Raw genomic sequence first — 16,472 nt, 5'->3', positions numbered from 1 at the left:
CACCGTCGTTCGAGGCTCACCGTCGTTAAAAGCTCAGAGTCGTTCGAAGCCCCGGCGCAGTTCCCAGTCGGTGACCGCGGCATCGAAGGCGCGCAGTTCGACGCGCGCCATGTTGCGGTAGTGGGCGACGACCTCCTGACCGAAGGCTTCCCGGGCCACTGAGCTGCTTTCCCAGAGGTCGGCGGCTTCACGCAGGGTGCTGGGCACCTGTTCGTAGCCGGCGTCGTAGGCGTTGCCTTCGCACGGGTCGGGAAGGTCGAGCCGCTGCTCGATGCCGTACAGTCCGGCGGCGATCAGCCCCGCCACGGCCAGGTACGGATTGACGTCGCCGCCGGGCAGCCGGTTCTCGAAGCGCAGCGAGCTGCCATGGCCGACGACCCGCAGCGCGCAGGTGCGGTTGTCGCGTCCCCAGGCCACCGCGGTGGGGGCGAACGACCCGCGCTGGAAACGCTTGTAGGAGTTGATGTTGGGCGCGTACAGCAGGGAGAACTCCCGGAGCGCTGCCAGCTGCCCGGCCAGGAAGTAGCGCATCAGCTGCGACATCCCGCCGGGTGCCGCGTCTGCCATGACGCTGTGGCCCCGCTCGTCCCGGAGGGAGAGGTGGATGTGGCAGGAATTGCCCTCCCGCTCGTTGTACTTCGCCATGAAGGTGAGCGAGAAGCCCTCCTGGGAGGCGATCTCCTTGGCTCCGGTCTTGTAGATGGCGTGCTGATCGCAGGTGACCAGTGCCTCGTCGTAGCGGAAGACGATCTCGTGCTGGCCGGGATTGCACTCGCCCTTTGCCGACTCGACCGTCAGTCCGGCCGCCGCCATCTCGTTGCGGATCCGGCGCAGCAGCGGCTCGATCCGGCCGGTGCCGAGGACCGAGTAGTCGATGTTGTACTGGTTGGCCGGAGTCAGGCCGCGGTAGTCGCGGTCCCAGGCCTGCTCGTAGGTGTCCTTGAAGACGATGAATTCGAGCTCGGTGCCGACGTGGGCGGTCAGGCCGTGCCCGGCGAGGCGGTCGAGCTGGCGGCGGAGGATCTGCCGGGGCGCCACCGGGACGGGCGAACCGTCTTCGCCCGCGAGGTCGGCGATGAGCAGGGCGGTGCCGTCGTGCCAGCGGATACGGCGGAGCGTGCTCAGGTCGGGACGCATGGCGAAGTCGCCGTATCCGCGATCCCAGGAGGCCGTCTCGTAACCGTCGACGGTGTTCATCTCGGTGTCGACGGCGAGGAGGTAGTTGCAGCCCTCGGTACCGTGCTCGAGAACTTCGTCGAGGAAGAACGAGGCGGCGAACCGTTTGCCCTGCAGCCTGCCCTGCATGTCGGGGAAGGCGAGGACCACGGTGTCGATCTCACCGCTCGCGACGCGGGTGCGCAGCTCCTCGACAGCGAGCGCGGGTGTACGGACAGGCACAGGCAGATCCTCTCCTCACAGGCGGAAGATGATCCAAACGTAGGCTCTGCGCGGCGGATTTGGATACGGTGCGGTTGATGTCGCGTGCCGCGTCCCCGAGGAGTGCCCGTGCCGCATCGTCGTCCGCTGATCGGGTTGAGCACCTATCTGGAGACCTCCGCGCGGTGGGGCGTCTGGGATCTGCCTGCCGCGCTGTTGCCGGCCGGCTATCCCCGCCTCGTCCGGGCGGCGGGCGGCTTCGCCGCGATGCTCCCGCCCGACGCACCGGAGGTGGCGGCGGAACTGGTGGCCAGACTCGACGGGCTGGTGATCGCCGGCGGACCCGATGTCGAGCCGGCGCGCTACGGCGCGGAGCCCGACCCCCGGTGCGGCCCGCCGGCCCGGGAGCGTGATGCCTGGGAACTCGCCCTGATTGATGCCGCCTTGGTGTCCGGGACACCGCTGCTGGGGATCTGCCGTGGCATGCAGCTGCTCAATGTGGCGCTCGGCGGCACGCTCGTGCAGCATCTGGACGGGCACGCCGGGGCGGTCGGCGTGTTCGGTGAGCACCCGGTGAGGGCGGTCCCCGGCACCCGCTACGCGGCGATCGCGCCGGACCCGACGGGCGTGCCGACGTACCACCACCAGTGTGTGGGACGCCTGGGGCACGGCCTGGTGGCCTCGGCGCATGCGGCTGACGGCACCGTCGAAGCGGTCGAGCTTCCCGGCGACGGGTGGGTGCTGGGCGTCCAGTGGCACCCGGAGGCGGGGCAGGACGAGCGGGTCATGGCCGCGCTGGTGCTGGCCGCGTCCTGAACCGGCCACCCGCGGCGCGGGACCATGCCCAACCCCTTGGTGTCGCTCAGCGGCGGTACTGATCCACGGCTGCCTCGACATGGTCGGCGACCGCCACGACGACGAGCCGGGTGTCGGGCGCGGTGGCGCGCCACCGGTGACGCACGCCGCCGGACAGAAAGAGGGTGTCACCGCGCTCCAGCCGGTAGACCCGGCCCTCGGCCTCCACTTCGGCCGTGCCCTCGGCGACGTACATCAGCTCGTCATTGCGGTGCTGGAACTCGCTGCCGGCTTCCTGCTCCCCGGTGAATTCCACGGCGTGCAGCTGATGCGATCCCTGCAGCAGCGGACGGATCGCCGGTCGCGAGGACGCCAGGCTGTCGCCCGGCGCGTCGGTGGCGGTCGCCGCGCGTACGACCCGCACCGTGCGGGCCGCCTGCGAGGCGGCGAGCAGCTCCGCCGCCGTGGTCTCCAGCGCGTCGGCGAGCCGCTGGAGGGAGCGCGCGCTGGGGCGGGCCCGCTCGTTCTCGACCTGGCTGAGGAAGGGCACGGAGAGACCGCTGCGGGCCGACACCTTGGCCAGGGTGAGGCCGAGGGCCCGCCGGCGTCTGCGCACGGCCGTGCCCACCCGGAGCGGTTCCTTCTCGTCGGTGTCCATCGGACGGTCGCCCTCCCCTCGCCGGGTCGTCGATTGTGTCTGCTGCAAGCACCTTACGCAGCTTCGGCGCCCCCGGCGGGGCTCTCCCGTCACATCCGACGGCCGGGCGAGAAACCGCAAGGGGTGGACAGCGCCCGGAAGCGTTGCCCACCCCTTGCGGGAGGGATCGTGCGGGAGGGACGACGGATCAGCTGCCGACGGGCGCCAGCTGGTCCTCCATCTCCGGGTGCGCGGTCAGCCAGGTGCGGGCCGACTGCTTCTCGTGGCCCGGACCACCCTTCTGGATTTCCACCTCCAGCGAGTTGAGCTGGTCCTCGCTGAGCTTGAAGTTCTTCAGCCAGCCGTTGAACTCCGGGAAGTCCTTGTCGAAGCCCTTGTGCGCGACGGTGTGGATGGAGTCGCTCTTGCCCCAGGCGCCCTTCGGGTCCTCGAGCTTCGTCAGGTCGTACTTGCCGTACGCCCAGTGCGGCGACCACAGCACGACGATCACCGGCTCGTGCTTCTTGATGGAGCGGTCCAGCTGGGCCAGCATCGAGGATGTACTGGATGAGACGACCTTGTACTCACCCTGGAGCCCGTAGGCCTTCAGCACCTTCTTGTTGAGCAGGCCCATCTCACCGGCGCTGGACTCAATGCCGATGATCTTGCCGTTGAACTCCTTGCCCTTACCCTTCAGGTCCGCGAGGGACGTGACGCCCTTCACATAGGACGGAACCGACAACTGCAGTGACGTCGGCCCGTACCAGGAGCCGATATCGGTGAGTTTGTCCTTGTATCTGTCCCAGTATTGCTTGTGCGTCGTGGGCAGCCAGGAGTCGAACTGCACATCCATCTGGCCTTGCGCCATCGCGGTGTACAGCGGACCCGGGTCGAGCTGCGAGACCTTCGGCTTGTAGCCGCGGTCCTCGAGGATGTTCTGCCACAGGTACGTGCTGGCAATGGCCTCGTCCCAGGGGAAGAAGCCCAGATTGACGGCCTTTCCCGCGCCCTTGCCCTGCTGAGGTGCGCCCGTGCCACCCGGAACGGGGGCGAGCTTGTCGAGAATGCCGGGGTTCTTCTTGAGCCAGGCGCGCACGCCGTCCTGCTCGTGCTTGTCACCGGCCGCCTGGATGGCGTTCTCCAGGCTGTTCAGCTGCTTCTCGTCGAGCTTGAAGTTCTTGAGCCACTTGGCGACCGTCGGGTCCTTCTTGGCGAAGCCCTTGTGCGCGACGGTGTGCAGCAGGTCGCCCTTGCCCCAGGCGCCCTTCGGATCCTTGAGCTTCGTCAGGTCGTACTTGCCGTACGCCCAGTGCGGCGACCAGAGCGTGACGACCACCGGCTCGTGCTTCTTGATGGAGCGGTCCAGCTGGGCCAGCATCGAGGAGGTGCTCGATGCGACGACCTTGTACTCGCCTTCGAGCCCGTACGCCTTCAGGACGCTCTTGTTCAGCGTTCCCATCATCCCGGCGCTCGGCTCGATCCCGATGATCTTGCCGTGGAACTCCTTGCCCTTGCCCTTCAGGTCCGCGAGGGACTTGATGCCCTTCACGTACGAGGGCACGGTCAGCTCGAGCGAGGTCGGCCCGTACCAGGAGCCGAGGTCGTCCAGCTGCGACTTGTACTTGTTCCAGTAGTCCTTGTGCGTCGTCGGCAGCCAGGCGTCGGTCTGGAAGTCGATGTCGCCACGGGCGATACCGGAGTAGAGCGGGCCGGCGTCGAGCTGTTGGACGTCGGTCTGGTAACCGCGCTGCTCCAGGAGCTCCTTCCACAGGAACGTGGAGGCGATGCCCTCGTCCCAGGGGATGTAGCCCATTTTGATCTTCTTGCCCTTGCCGATGTCTCCGGCCGCCTGGGAAGCACCCTTGCCGGAGTCGGAGCTGCTGGAGCCGAGGTTCATACCCCCCGCGACGAGCCCGAGGATCACCACGCCGACCACGGCCACCGTGGTGCCGGGCCGGTAGTGCGCCAGACTCCATCGCTGGGCGACGGCAGCGGCCTTGGCCGCGGCCCTGCGGCCCAGCGGGGAGACCCGCTGGTTGAGCGCCCCGGTCATCCGGTCCAGGTACATCGCGAGGATGACCACGGCCACGCCGCTCTCCGCGGCGAGCCCGACCTGCAGCTGGGTGATCGCGCCGTAGACCTCGGCGCCGAGACCGCCCGCACCCGCCATGCCGCCGATGACCACCATGGACAGCGCCAGCATGATGACCTGGTTGACACCCGCCATGATCGTCGGGAGCGCCAGCGGCAGCTGCACCCGGGTCAGCGTGTCCCGCGGGCTGGTGCCGAACGCCTTGGCCGCCTCGACCAGCTCGCCGTCGACCTGACGGATGCCGAGTTCCGTCATCCGTACGCCCGGGGGCATCGCGAAGACGATCGTGGCGATCACGCCGGGGGTCACCCCGACGCCGAAGAACATGACGCCCGGGATGAGGTAGACGAAGGCAGGCATCGTCTGCATGACATCGAGCACCGGACGGACCGCGGCGCTGACCTTCGCGTTGCGCGCGGCCCAGATGCCCGCCGGCACCGCGATGACGATGGTGATGACCGCGGCGACGACCACCAGCGACAGCGTGGCCATCGCCTCGTCCCAGAGCGAGAAGGAGTCGACCAGCGCGAAGCCCACGAAGGTGAGCACGGCCGGCAGCAGACCCCGCAGCCAGAAGGCGAGCACCGCGAAGATGCCCGCCATGAGCAGCGGTTCGGCGCCACCGAGGACCGCGTTCACGCCGTTGTACATGCCGGTGAGGACACTGCTGATGAAGTCGAACAGCCAGCTGACGTGGTTCTGCAGCCAGTGAACGACGCTTTCGACCCAGTCGCCGAAATGGAGCCTAGGCACGGGCGACCGCCTTCTTGTCAGGGGCTGCGTCGCAGGCCAGGGGAGCTTCGGCGTATTCGCCGAGGAAGCCTATGAGACGGGACTGGGGCACCACGCCGACCAGTTTTCCCTTGGCGTCCTTGACGGCCACCGCGTGCGGTACCCGCGCGCTCACGCCGCACAGGTCGGCGAAGCCGGTGTCGGGGGTCACCGTCTCGCAGCCGCAGTTGTCCGCGTCGGGGCGGTCGGGGTCGGTCATCATCGATGCGGCGGTAAGGACCCGGGTGCGGTCCACGTCCTTCGTGAAGGACGCGACATAGTCGTTGGCCGGCGTGATGAGGATGTCCTCCGCGGTGCCCTGCTGGACGATCTCGCCATCGCGCATGACGGCGATGCTGTCGCCGAGCCGCATGGCCTCGTTGAGGTCGTGAGTGATGAAGACGATGGTCTTCTTCAGCCGCTTCTGCAGTTCCAGCAACTGGTCCTGCATGTCGCGGCGGATCAGCGGGTCGAGCGCGCTGAAGGACTCGTCCATCAGTAGCAGGTCCGCGTCGGTCGCCAGCGCACGGGCGAGACCCACCCGCTGCTGCATACCCCCGGACAGCTCGTCGGGCCAGGACTTCTCCCAGCCGGCCAGACCCGTCAGCTCCAGGGCCTCGGCGGCCCGCTTCTCGCGCTCCGCGCGCGGTACGCCCTGGACCTCGAGACCGTATCCGGCGTTCTCCAGGACACTGCGGTGCGGGAACAGCGCGAAGTGCTGGAAGACCATGCTGATCTTCCGGGAACGCACGGCCCGCAACTCGCGGTCGCTCAGCGCGGTGAGGTCCTCACCGTCGAACAGCACCCGGCCGGACGTCGGCTCCAGCAGCCCGTTGAGCATCCGTAGCAGGGTGGACTTGCCGGACCCGGAAAGGCCCATGACGACAAAGATGTGCCCGGGCTCGACGGTGAACGACGCGTCGATCACCGCAGCAGTCGTGCCCTCACCGCGCAACTCATCACGGCCGGTGCCGCTTTCGAGCTTCCGCACGGCTTCATCGGGTCGTCTGCCGAACACCTTGTACAAGCGGTCGGCTTGGAGCCTGGACACATATACCTCACGCGTCGAAACGAGAACGACCCGTCACCCCCGTGCCGACAGGTCGTGGAGCGGCGGCGGGTTCTGTCCGCCGCACCTCGCAATAGTTGAATCTGCTACTGGTTCCGCTCCGTGGCGGCGCCTGCCCAGCTTTATGCAGACCAAACGGAAGAGTGACTCAGCTCACTTCCGGCTGCGCTGGGTTACGCTCGGCTGTCAGTGCGGTACGGCATCATCGGATCCGTGACCCGACGCCTGATGCTCCTCGACACTGCTTCCCTCTATTTCCGGGCCTATTACGGGGTTCCCGATTCGGTCCGTGCCCCGGACGGCACCCCCGTCAACGCGGTGCGCGGACTGCTCGACTTCATCGCCCGGCTGGTCCAGGACCACCACCCGGACGACCTGGTCGCCTGCATGGACGCCGACTGGCGCCCGCAGTGGCGCGTGGACCTGATCCCCTCCTACAAGGCACACCGCGTCGCGCAGGAGACGGCGGCCGGGCCGGACGTCGAGGAGACCCCGGACACCCTGGCCCCTCAGGTGCCGGTGATCGAACAGGTGCTGGACGCCGTCGGCATCGCCCGCGTCGGCGTCGCGGAGTACGAGGCGGACGACGTCATCGGCACCCTCGCCGGGCAGGCCGCCGGGCCGGTGGACATCGTCACCGGCGACCGCGATCTCTATCAGCTGGTGGACGACGCCCGCGAGGCCCGGGTCCTGTATCCGGTGAAGGGCGTCGGGAACCTCCAGATCACCGATGAGGCGGTGCTGCGCGAGAAGTACGGAGTGGACGGGCGCGGCTACGTGGACCTGGCGCTGCTGCGGGGCGACCCCAGCGACGGTCTGCCGGGGGTCCCCGGCATCGGCGAGAAGACGGCGGCCAGACTGCTCGAGACGTTCGGCGATCTGGCCGGGATCATGGCGGCGGTGCTGGACCCCGCGTCCAAGCTGACCCCCTCGCAGCGCAAGAAGCTCCATGAGGCCCGCCCCTACCTGGCGGTGGCCCCCCAGGTCGTACGCGTGGCGTCGGACGTGCCGCTGCCGCCGTTCGACCCCGCGCTGCCCAGCGAACCGCGCCGTCCGGCCGCCCTCGACGAGCTCGCCGCCCAGTGGGGGCTGGGCGGATCGCTGCAGCGGCTGCTCTCCGCGCTGCAGGCCCGCGGGTGCTAACTTAGGGGAACCTAAGAACTAGAACCCAGGGAGCCGTTTGTGGCAGAACAATCAGCCCGCAGGACACCGCAGGCCCGTGCGGCGCAGGTCATACGCACCGAACGGATCACGCCGCACATGGTGCGTCTGGTGCTCGGCGGTGCAGGGCTGGAGACGTTCGACGCGTCGGAGTTCACCGACCACTACATCAAGGTGCTGTTCGCCCCCGAGGGCGTGAGTTACCCCGAGCCGTTCGACATGGCCCGGATCCGCGAGGAGCTGCCGCGCGAGCAGTGGCCGGTCACCCGGACCTACACGGTACGAGCCTGGGACCCGGTGCAGCGAGAGCTGACCGTGGACTTCGTGGTGCACGGCGACGAAGGCCTTGCGGGCCCCTGGGCCGCCGCGGTCGAGCCCGGCGAGACGGTGCGGTTCCTGGGCCCCGGCGGAGGGTACGTGCCGGAGCCCTCGGCCGACTGGCACCTGCTGGCGGGCGACGAGAGCGCGCTGCCCGCAATCGCCGCGGCGCTGGAGCGTATGCCGGCGGACGCGGTCGTCCATGCCTTCATCGAGGTGTCCGGCCCCGACGAGGAGCAGAAGATCGCCGCACCCGCCGGTGCCGTCGTCAACTGGTTGCACCGCGGTGACCGCCCGGCGGGCGAGGCACTGATCGAAGCGGTGCGCGAGCTGGACTTTCCCGCCGGTGATGTCTGCGCCTTCGTGCACGGCGAGGCCGGCTGCGTGAAGGAACTGCGGCGCCAGCTGCGGCTGGACCGCGGGATCGCCCGCGAGCAGTTGTCGATCTCCGGATACTGGCGTCTCGGCCAGACCGACGAGGCCTGGCGGGCCACCAAGCGCGAGTGGAACGCCCAGGTGGAGGCGGAGCAGGAGCAGACCGCTTGATCGCCTGTTCCCCCCAGCGGGACGAAAGCCCCCGGACGCCGATGGCGGATTCTCGGGGTCCTCGCAACACCTGATGGCTTACGCGGCTGTCAGGGGATCACGCAGGCGCTCGGCTGGGGTTCTCCAGCCGAGCGTTTTGCGTGGTCGGCCATTGAGTTGCTGGGCATCGTGTTCGAGGTCTTCGGCGCTGTGCACACCGGCAAGCCGTTCGGCCCCGGCTGCGCGGCGGTGCCGAAGGACGGCGCGGGCAGTTTCGACGGCATGGCCGAGGGCCCGGTGGCGACGGCCGCTTCGCACAACCCCGCGCTGTCCACTCTGGTCGGCGCGGTCAAGAAGGCCGGTCTGGTCGACACGCTCAACAGCGCCCAGCACATCACGGTCTTCGCCCCGACGAATGACGCCTTCGACAAGATTCCGAAGGCGACCCTGGACAAGGTCCTTCACGACAAGGCGGCACCGACCAAGATTCTCGCCTTCCACGTGGTGGGCCGGAAGCTCACCCCGAAGCAGCTCGAGAACGGCTCGGTACACCACCTTGGAGAAGGGCAGGATCAGCACGTCCGGTTCCGGTACCTCGTACCGGGTCAATGACAACTCGAACGTCGTCTGCGGCAACGTCCCCACGGCCAACGCGACGGTCTACATCGTGCTGATGCCGAAGTAACACGCCTGCCGGGGTTCGGACTTCGTCACTGCGGGGCCGCCGCGCACCGAGCGCGGCGGCCCTGAAGCGTCCGGCGCTCGTACCCTTGAGCACGATGAGACGCAAGAGACCCCGCCCCCCTGCTCCCCTGCCGCAGCGCCGCGGCATCGACCCGGTCCGCTTGAGGCTGCCGGTCGAGGGGGCGTGGGCCACCGTGCGCGACCACCTGGTGGAGCGGCTACCGGTCGCTGCGGAGGTGGTGGACGGAATGCTGCGTAACGGTGAGTTCGTCCGGGCGGACGGGCCGCTCGCCGCTGACGCCCCGTATGCTCCGGGCGCCTCGGTCTGGTTCCACCGGGACTTTCCGGACGAGGTGCCGGTGCCGTTCGCGATGGACGTGCGATATCGCGACGACCACATCGTGGTGGTCGACAAGCCGCATTTTCTCGCCACCACGCCGCGCGGCAGTCACGTCACGGAGACCGCGCTGGCGCGGCTCCGGCGGGATCTCGAACTGCCCCGGCTGAGCCCCGCACACCGCCTCGACCGGCTCACCGCGGGCCTGGTGCTGTTCTGCGTACGCGCCGAGGAGCGCGGCGCGTATCAGACGCTGTTCCGCGACCGGCAGGTGCGCAAGGAGTACGAGGCCGTCGCCCCCTACCGTCACGGGCTGGGACTGCCGCGCACCGTCCGCAGCCGGATCGAGAAGGTCCCGGGGATCGTGGCGGCCTTCGAGACACCGGGCGAGCCGAACAGCGAGACGCTGGTCGAGTTGGCGGAGCACCGGGACGGTCTCGGCCGTTACCGTCTGACGCCGCACACCGGCCGCACCCACCAATTGCGGGTGCATATGAACACGCTGGGGATCCCGCTGCTCGGCGATCCGTTCCACCCGGTGGTCACCGACCCGGCACCGGACGACTTCCGCCGGCCGCTGCAACTGCTGTCCCGGCTGCTGGAGTTCACCGACCCGGTGACCGGCGCCCGGCATCGCTTCGAGAGCGGTCGGACGCTGCAGGCGTGGACCGCGTACCAGGAATGGGCTTCGGGGAACGAGTGACGTGGTGGCGGCGGCGCGGGTGACCGCGCCGCCGCCGCGACGATCCGGCGGTCAGCCGACCGAACTGTAGGCCACCACGCCCCGGCGCACCGCGTCGATCGCCTTGCGGGCGTTCTTCGTGACGGTGCTGCCCTCGCCCGGCGCGGCCGCCGCGATCTGGCCGAGCACGTCGATGACCTGCTTGCACCAGCGGACGAAGTCGCCCGCCGGCATCTCGGCATCGCGCAGCACGTCGTCCAGGCCCCGGCCCGACGCCCACTGGTACGCCGCCCAGGCGAAGCCGAGGTCGGGCTCACGCTGGCCGACGCCCTCGGTCTGGTTGATCTTGAAATCCTCCTCGAGGGCATCGAGCCTGCCCCAGATGTGGATCATCTCGCCCAGCGCTTCCTTCGCTTTGCCCGACGGCACCTTGGGCGTCACCGCGTCGTCCGCCTGGCGGGCTTCGAAGACCAGTGCGGAGACACATGCGGCGAGTTCCGCCGGGCTGAGGCCTTCCCAGACGCCGGCCCGCAGACACTCCGAGGCCAGCAGGTCCAACTCGCCGTAGAGCCGGGCGAGACGCTTGCCGTGCTCGGTCGCCTTGTCGCCCCGCAGATAGTCCAGTTCGGTCAGCAGGGCGTAGATCCGGTCGAAGGTACGGGCGATGGTGTTCGTCCGGCCCTCGATCCGGCGCTCCAGTTGCCGGGTGTCGCGCTGCAGCCGGTGGTAACGCTCGGCCCAGCGCGCGTGGTCCTCGCGCTCGTCACAGCCGTGGCAGGGGTGGGCGCGCAGTTCCGTCCGCAGCCGGGCGATCTCCCGGTCGTCGGCAGCGGCGGCCCGCTGCTTGCGGTGCCGCTCGGGCACGATGTGCCCCGCCTTGGTGCGCAGCGCCGAGGCCAAGTCCCGCCTCGACTGCGGGGAGCGGGCGTTGAAGGACTTCGGGATCCGCATCCGGTCCAGCGCCTCGACCGGCACCGGGAAGTCGATCGAGGCCAGCCGCTTGACCTGCCTTTCGGCGGTCAGCACCAGCGGCCGTGGCCCGTCGTGCATCTCGAAGCCGCGGTATCCGTTGGCCCGCCCGGCCGGCAGCCCCGGGTCCAGCACCAGGGCGAGACCGGCGAACTTGCCGGTCGGCACGTGGATCACGTCACCGGGCTTCAGCCTCTCGAGCGAGTCGGCGGCGGCGACGCGGCGCTGGGCCGCGCCCTGCTTGGCCAGTTCCGTCTCGCGGTCCTTGAGGTCGCGGCGCAGCCGCGCGTACTCCTCGAAGTCCCCGAGGTGGCAGGTCATGCCCTCCCGGTAGCCGGCGATGCCCTCCTCGTTCTTCTGCACCTGCTTGGCGATGCCGACGACCGACTTGTCCGCCTGGAACTGTGCGAAGGACGTCTCGAGCAGTTCCCGCGAGCGGTGCCGCCCGAACTGCTGCACGAGGTTGACCGCCATGTTGTACGAGGGCCGGAAGCTGGAGCGCAGTGGATAGGTGCGGGTGCCGGCCAGGCCGGCCAGCGCCCCCGGGTCCATGGCGCGCTGCCAGAGCACCACCGCGTGGCCCTCGACGTCGATGCCGCGCCGCCCGGCCCGGCCGGTCAGCTGGGTGTACTCGCCGGGGGTGATGTCGGCGTGCTGTTCGCCGTTCCACTTGACCAGCTTCTCCAGCACCACGGAACGGGCGGGCATGTTGATGCCCAGGGCCAGCGTCTCGGTGGCGAACACGGCCTTGACCAGACCGCGTACGAACAGTTCCTCGACGACCTCCTTGAAGGTCGGCAGCATCCCGGCATGATGCGCGGCGATGCCCCGCTCCAGGCCCTCCAGCCACTCGTAGTACCCGAGGACATGCAGATCCTCGCGGGGGATGGAGGCGGTGCGCTCCTCGACGATTTCACGGACCGTCTGCCGCGCGTCCTCCGGGTTGAGCCGCAGGCCCGCGTAGAGACACTGCTGCACGGCAGCCTCACAGCCGGCCCGGCTGAAGATGAAGGTGATCGCCGGGAGCAGCCCCTCGGCGTCGAGTCTGGCGATGACCTCGGCCCTGCTGGGCGTCCAGACGCGGCTGCGGGACCGGCGCTCCCGCTCCCGGTCCGCCTCGCGCACCATCCTGCCGCGCCTGCGGTCGCGCGGATTGTAGGTGTTCTGGTTCTCCTGCCGGGCCATCCGGAGCAGATCCGGGTTGACCTCGCGCCTGCTGCCGCCCCGCCCGCCGTGGTCGGTCGATTCCTCGAACAGGTCGTACATCCGGCGTCCGGCCAGCACGTGCTGCCACAGCGGCACCGGCCGGTGCTCGGAGACGATCACCTCGGTGTCACCGCGGACGGTGTCCAGCCAGTCACCGAACTCCTCGGCGTTGGACACCGTCGCGGAGAGCGACACCAGGGTCACCGATGCGGGCAGGTGGATGATCACTTCCTCCCAGACGGCGCCACGGAAGCGGTCCGAGAGGTAGTGCACCTCGTCCATCACCACGTAGCCGAGCCCCAGCAGCGCCTGCGAGCCCGCATACAGCATGTTCCGCAGGACCTCGGTGGTCATGACGACCACCGGGGCACCGGCGTTCACGCTGTTGTCCCCGGTGAGCAGGCCGACCTTCTCGGGGCCGTAACGCTTGGCCAGGTCCGCGTACTTCTGGTTGGAGAGTGCCTTGATGGGGGTGGTGTAAAAGCATTTGCGGCCCTGTTGCAGGGCCAGGTGCACGGCGAATTCGCCGACGATCGTCTTGCCGGAGCCGGTGGGTGCCGCGACGAGCACACCCTTGCCGGCCTCCAGCGCCTGGCACGCCTCGATCTGGAAGGGATCGAGCTCGAAGTCGTACATGCCACGGAAGGGGGCCAGCTCGGTGGCCTCCTCAGCAGCACGGACGCGGGCGGCTGCGTATCGCTCAGCGGGCGAAAGGTCCTCGGTCATCTTGTCAACGAGCCTACCTGCCGCCTCCGACAGTCAGCTGATCTTTATCCCGTCACGCCGAAGCGGCCGGGTGCGCGGTGTGCGCGCCCCGGCCGCTTCCTGCGGTGAGACCGGTGATCCTGCTGGTCGCACCCGGAGCCTGCGGGCTCAGGTGGCGTCGTCGTAACCGTTCAGCTTGGTGGGCCGGGAGCCGTCCGCCTCACCGCTCGCCTGCTCGGGGACCCGGGTGGCCGGGACGGTTTCGATCTCTTCGATGTCCTCGATGTCCTCGGGGGTGAGGTCGAGGTCGGATGCCTCGTCGTCAGCGGGACCGTGCTCGGAGTGGATCCGGCGGCGGCGGTCGTTCAGCAGCGAGACGGCGGTCGCGACGAAGTACAGGACCCAGATCGGTACGGCCAGCGCGAGCATGCTCAGCGGGTCGGTGCTGGGCGTCGCGACGGCGGCGAAGACGGTGATGCCCATGATCATGCCGCGCCACCAGCCGAGCATCCGCTTGCCGGTGATCACTCCGGCGAAGTTCAGCATCACCAGCAGCAGCGGCATCTCGAAGGCCAGGCCGAAGACGACCACCATCCGGATCATCAGCTCGATCAGTTCGTCGACCCGCAGCAGGTTCTCGATGCCGCCCGGCGTGAAGCCGATCAGGACCTTGGCCGTGGTCGGCATCACCTCGTAGGCGAAGAAGGCCCCGCCGAGGAACAGCGGGAAACCGGCCCCGACGAAGGAAAGCGCGTACTTCTTCTCGTGGTTGTGCAGGCCGGGCGCCATGAACGCCCACAGCTGGTAGAGCCAGACCGGGGACGCCAGGACCACACCCGTCATCAGCGACACCTTCAGCGCGAGCGTGAAGGGCGTCAGCAGACCATCTATGTAGACCCGTGCACAGGTGCTGTTCTTGGGCGCGTCGGCCAGGTCGGCGAACGACGAGTGGCAGCCGACGGACTCCAGCACCGGCTTGGTGAGGAACCCGATGATCTGATCGTAGAAGAAGGCGGCGACGATCGTGACCACCACGATCGCCAGCAAGCCCTTGGCAAGCCGGTTACGCAGCTCGCGCAGGTGCTCCACGAGGGGCATGCGCCCCTCGGCATCCTTGTCCTGTTTGCGGGCAGACACGAGCAACCCACGTCCTCATCTTGTGCGGCGGGCAGCCGCTGACCGCGGCGCCCGCTCCGGCCCGGTTGTCAGCGCTTGGTCGAATCCGAGGGCTCGCTCACCGGGCGTGCGCTGGTCACGTCCCCCGGGGCGGCCTGGATCGTACGCGGAACTTCGGACGAGGCGGGGGTGTCCTGCGGCGGGTCGGCCGGGGTGTGCCCGTCCGACTTCATCGCCTTCGCCTCGCTCTTGAGGATACGGGCGGACTTGCCCAGCGAACGGGCCATGTCCGGAAGCTTCTTAGCGCCGAACAGCAGGACGATAACGACGAGGATCAGGATGATCTCGGGTGCGCCGAGCCTTCCGAACATAAGTTGTACCTTCTCACCGAGGCGGCTGGGGTGGGCTGCCGGTCCGTTCGGACAGGCGTCCGGTCGTCATGCTGACAGCGATCGTAACCCGTAGGAGTAAATGCCTGGCAATGCCCGTGCATACTCCGGATTGCAGCCCGCACCTCTCACCGGGCCCGCGACCAGCAGCGTACCGCTGAATACCGCCGGACAGGAGATGTCGGTCCTATCGCAAGGTTTCGCCGCTTCGGGCGAGACCCGTGGCGGCGCGTTCGAGGCCCTCCGCGGCCGTATTGATCTGCTGTGTGGCGCGAGTCACTTGGCTGCCCAGCCGCTGGGCCTCCAGGAAGACCCGCACGGCGAGCACGCCGAGCACCGCGATCCCGAGAATACCCAGAGCGATGGCGAACATCGGCCAGAACATGCGGCGCCCCTAGACGGTCTCGGCGGCGGTGGAATGGAGCCGCAGCGTCCGCACCCCACCGCCGGTGAGCAGTTCGATGATCCGCTCTCCGGCCGGCTTACGGACCGACGAGCCGCACTCGGGGCAGGTGAAGGAGTAGAAGGTCGTACGGCGGCTACCGCCGATGGCCAGCCTGAACGCATCGGCGGCCAGCTCGAAGCGGCTTCTGCAGTCCGGGCAGGCCGCCTTGAAGACGGCCGGGTCCAGCGGGGCCGAGACATCCGGCATTACGGACACAGTCACAGCAACTCTCCTTGCTCCTGCCCGTCGTACGCCGCCAGCGCCTCGCGCGCCGCGCGCTGTGCGCTCTGCGCGAGACCCTGCGGTGAGACGATGCGGCCCTCCCCGCCCAGCCGCAGCGCAAGTCTGCGCAGCGACGTCGGATCCGGTGTGCGCAGGGTGATCCGCAGGCCGCCGTCGGCGAGTTCCTCGGCACTGTCGTGCGGGTAGTACTCGGCGACCCAGCGCCCGCCCGGCCCGACCTCCACCACCACTTCCGGGTCCTCGGCGGCGGGCTGGACCAGCCCCTCCGAGAGGTCGCGCAGTTCGAGCTCGGGCGGCGCCGAGGTCTCGTCGAGCAGTTTGATCTCGGCGACCCGGTCAAGGCGGAAGGTGCGCCTGGCCTCGGTGAGATAGCACCACGCCTCCATGTAGGTGTGGCCCACCGCGAAGAGCCTGATCGGGTCGACCTCACGCTCCGTCAGCTCGTCCCGGGCGGGCGAGTAGTACCGGAGCCACAGCCTGCGCCGTTCGGAGATCGCCCGGTCGACGTCCGCGAAGACGCCGCCCTCCGCTTCGAAGGTCACCGACAGCCGGGAGCTGGCTCCCGCCGCCTCTCCGGCCGCGGCCTCCAGCTTCGCGGTGGCGCGCAGCAGGGCCTGCCGGTCGCCCTCACGCAGGCCGGGCAGGGTGGCGACGGCGCGGGCGGCCACCAGCAGGGCGGTCGCCTCGTCGGCGGCGAGCCGCAGCGGCTCGGCGACATCATCGGGGTTGTGCCACCAGATGGACTCGCCGTCGGTGTCGATGTCGAGCAGATCGCCCCCGCGGAAACTCGTCCCGCACATGGGGAGCACGTCCAGATCGGAGATCAGCTCGTCCTCGCTGATCCCGAACGCTCTGGCCACATCGCCGACGCGGGCACCCGGGCGTTCGCGCAGATAGGTCACCAGGGACAGCATCCTGCGGGTCTGGTCGATCGCGTTCGTAGCCACGTGC

The 16,472-nt window shown here is 69.0% G+C and carries 14 protein-coding genes and 1 pseudogene; 5 read left to right on the top strand and 10 right to left on the bottom strand.

The window, feature by feature from the left end:
- Positions 1-33: 33 nt before the first annotated feature.
- On the bottom strand, positions 34-1,398 hold the full coding sequence (locus AB0M87_RS19015) for a glutamine synthetase family protein (protein WP_365854297.1): 1,365 nt from the start codon (positions 1,396-1,398) through the stop codon (positions 34-36).
- Positions 1,399-1,506: 108 nt separating this feature from the next.
- Here AB0M87_RS19015 and AB0M87_RS19010 point away from each other — a divergent pair, with 108 nt between their 5' ends.
- Complete coding sequence (locus tag AB0M87_RS19010; protein ID WP_365854295.1) at positions 1,507-2,193, top strand: gamma-glutamyl-gamma-aminobutyrate hydrolase family protein; 687 nt, start codon at positions 1,507-1,509, stop codon at positions 2,191-2,193.
- Positions 2,194-2,239: 46 nt separating this feature from the next.
- Here AB0M87_RS19010 and AB0M87_RS19005 read toward each other — a convergent pair whose 3' ends face one another.
- The 3 genes from AB0M87_RS19005 to AB0M87_RS18995 form a co-directional block, all read right to left on the bottom strand.
- Complete coding sequence (locus AB0M87_RS19005) at positions 2,240-2,830, bottom strand: XRE family transcriptional regulator (RefSeq protein WP_365854293.1); 591 nt, start codon at positions 2,828-2,830, stop codon at positions 2,240-2,242.
- 187 nt (positions 2,831-3,017) lie between these two features.
- Positions 3,018-5,654 (bottom strand): ABC transporter permease/substrate binding protein, encoded by a 2,637-nt coding sequence (locus AB0M87_RS19000; protein WP_365854291.1) that lies wholly within the window; start codon positions 5,652-5,654, stop codon positions 3,018-3,020.
- Complete coding sequence (locus tag AB0M87_RS18995) at positions 5,647-6,723, bottom strand: glycine betaine/L-proline ABC transporter ATP-binding protein (protein ID WP_365854289.1); 1,077 nt, start codon at positions 6,721-6,723, stop codon at positions 5,647-5,649. The genes AB0M87_RS19000 and AB0M87_RS18995 overlap by 8 nt, the downstream gene beginning before the upstream one ends.
- Positions 6,724-6,969: 246 nt before the next feature.
- Here AB0M87_RS18995 and AB0M87_RS18990 point away from each other — a divergent pair, with 246 nt between their 5' ends.
- The 4 genes and pseudogenes from AB0M87_RS18990 to AB0M87_RS18975 all read left to right on the top strand — a co-directional run bounded on the left by AB0M87_RS18990 (position 6,970) and on the right by AB0M87_RS18975 (position 10,469).
- Entirely contained in the window at positions 6,970-7,884 is a 915-nt protein-coding gene (locus AB0M87_RS18990; protein ID WP_365854798.1) for a 5'-3' exonuclease, read from the top strand.
- Between the two features lie 39 nt (positions 7,885-7,923).
- Entirely contained in the window at positions 7,924-8,766 is an 843-nt protein-coding gene (locus tag AB0M87_RS18985) for a siderophore-interacting protein (RefSeq protein ID WP_365854287.1), read from the top strand.
- Positions 8,767-8,967: 201 nt separating this feature from the next.
- Positions 8,968-9,430, top strand: a pseudogene (locus AB0M87_RS18980) (fasciclin domain-containing protein); the annotation flags it as partial.
- 94 nt (positions 9,431-9,524) lie between these two features.
- Positions 9,525-10,469, top strand: a complete 945-nt coding sequence (locus AB0M87_RS18975; protein ID WP_365854285.1) for an RluA family pseudouridine synthase — start codon at positions 9,525-9,527, stop codon at positions 10,467-10,469.
- Between the two features lie 51 nt (positions 10,470-10,520).
- Here the strand turns inward: AB0M87_RS18975 and AB0M87_RS18970 are convergent, their stop codons facing one another.
- The 6 genes from AB0M87_RS18970 to AB0M87_RS18945 all read right to left on the bottom strand — a co-directional run bounded on the left by AB0M87_RS18970 (position 10,521) and on the right by AB0M87_RS18945 (position 16,468).
- Positions 10,521-13,349: a DEAD/DEAH box helicase gene (locus AB0M87_RS18970; protein ID WP_365854283.1), complete on the bottom strand. Its 2,829-nt coding sequence runs from the start codon at positions 13,347-13,349 to the stop codon at positions 10,521-10,523.
- 147 nt (positions 13,350-13,496) lie between these two features.
- A complete protein-coding gene (tatC, locus tag AB0M87_RS18965) occupies positions 13,497-14,471 on the bottom strand; it encodes a twin-arginine translocase subunit TatC (RefSeq protein ID WP_365854281.1) in 975 nt (324 codons plus the stop codon).
- Positions 14,472-14,533: 62 nt separating this feature from the next.
- On the bottom strand, positions 14,534-14,815 hold the full coding sequence (tatA, locus tag AB0M87_RS18960; RefSeq protein WP_365854279.1) for a Sec-independent protein translocase subunit TatA: 282 nt from the start codon (positions 14,813-14,815) through the stop codon (positions 14,534-14,536).
- Between the two features lie 205 nt (positions 14,816-15,020).
- A complete protein-coding gene (locus AB0M87_RS18955) occupies positions 15,021-15,218 on the bottom strand; it encodes a hypothetical protein (RefSeq protein WP_365854277.1) in 198 nt (65 codons plus the stop codon).
- A gap of 9 nt (positions 15,219-15,227) precedes the next feature.
- Positions 15,228-15,485: a hypothetical protein gene (locus tag AB0M87_RS18950; protein WP_365854796.1), complete on the bottom strand. Its 258-nt coding sequence runs from the start codon at positions 15,483-15,485 to the stop codon at positions 15,228-15,230.
- 11 nt (positions 15,486-15,496) lie between these two features.
- Positions 15,497-16,468: a WYL domain-containing protein gene (locus AB0M87_RS18945; protein ID WP_365854275.1), complete on the bottom strand. Its 972-nt coding sequence runs from the start codon at positions 16,466-16,468 to the stop codon at positions 15,497-15,499.
- Between the last annotated feature and the right edge of the window lie 4 nt (positions 16,469-16,472).

Origin of the sequence: Streptomyces sp. NPDC051320 (genome assembly GCF_040682175.1) — a bacterium.
In the GTDB taxonomy this organism is placed as follows: domain Bacteria; phylum Actinomycetota; class Actinomycetes; order Streptomycetales; family Streptomycetaceae; genus Streptomyces.
This window is presented reverse-complemented; position numbering and strand designations above follow the sequence as displayed.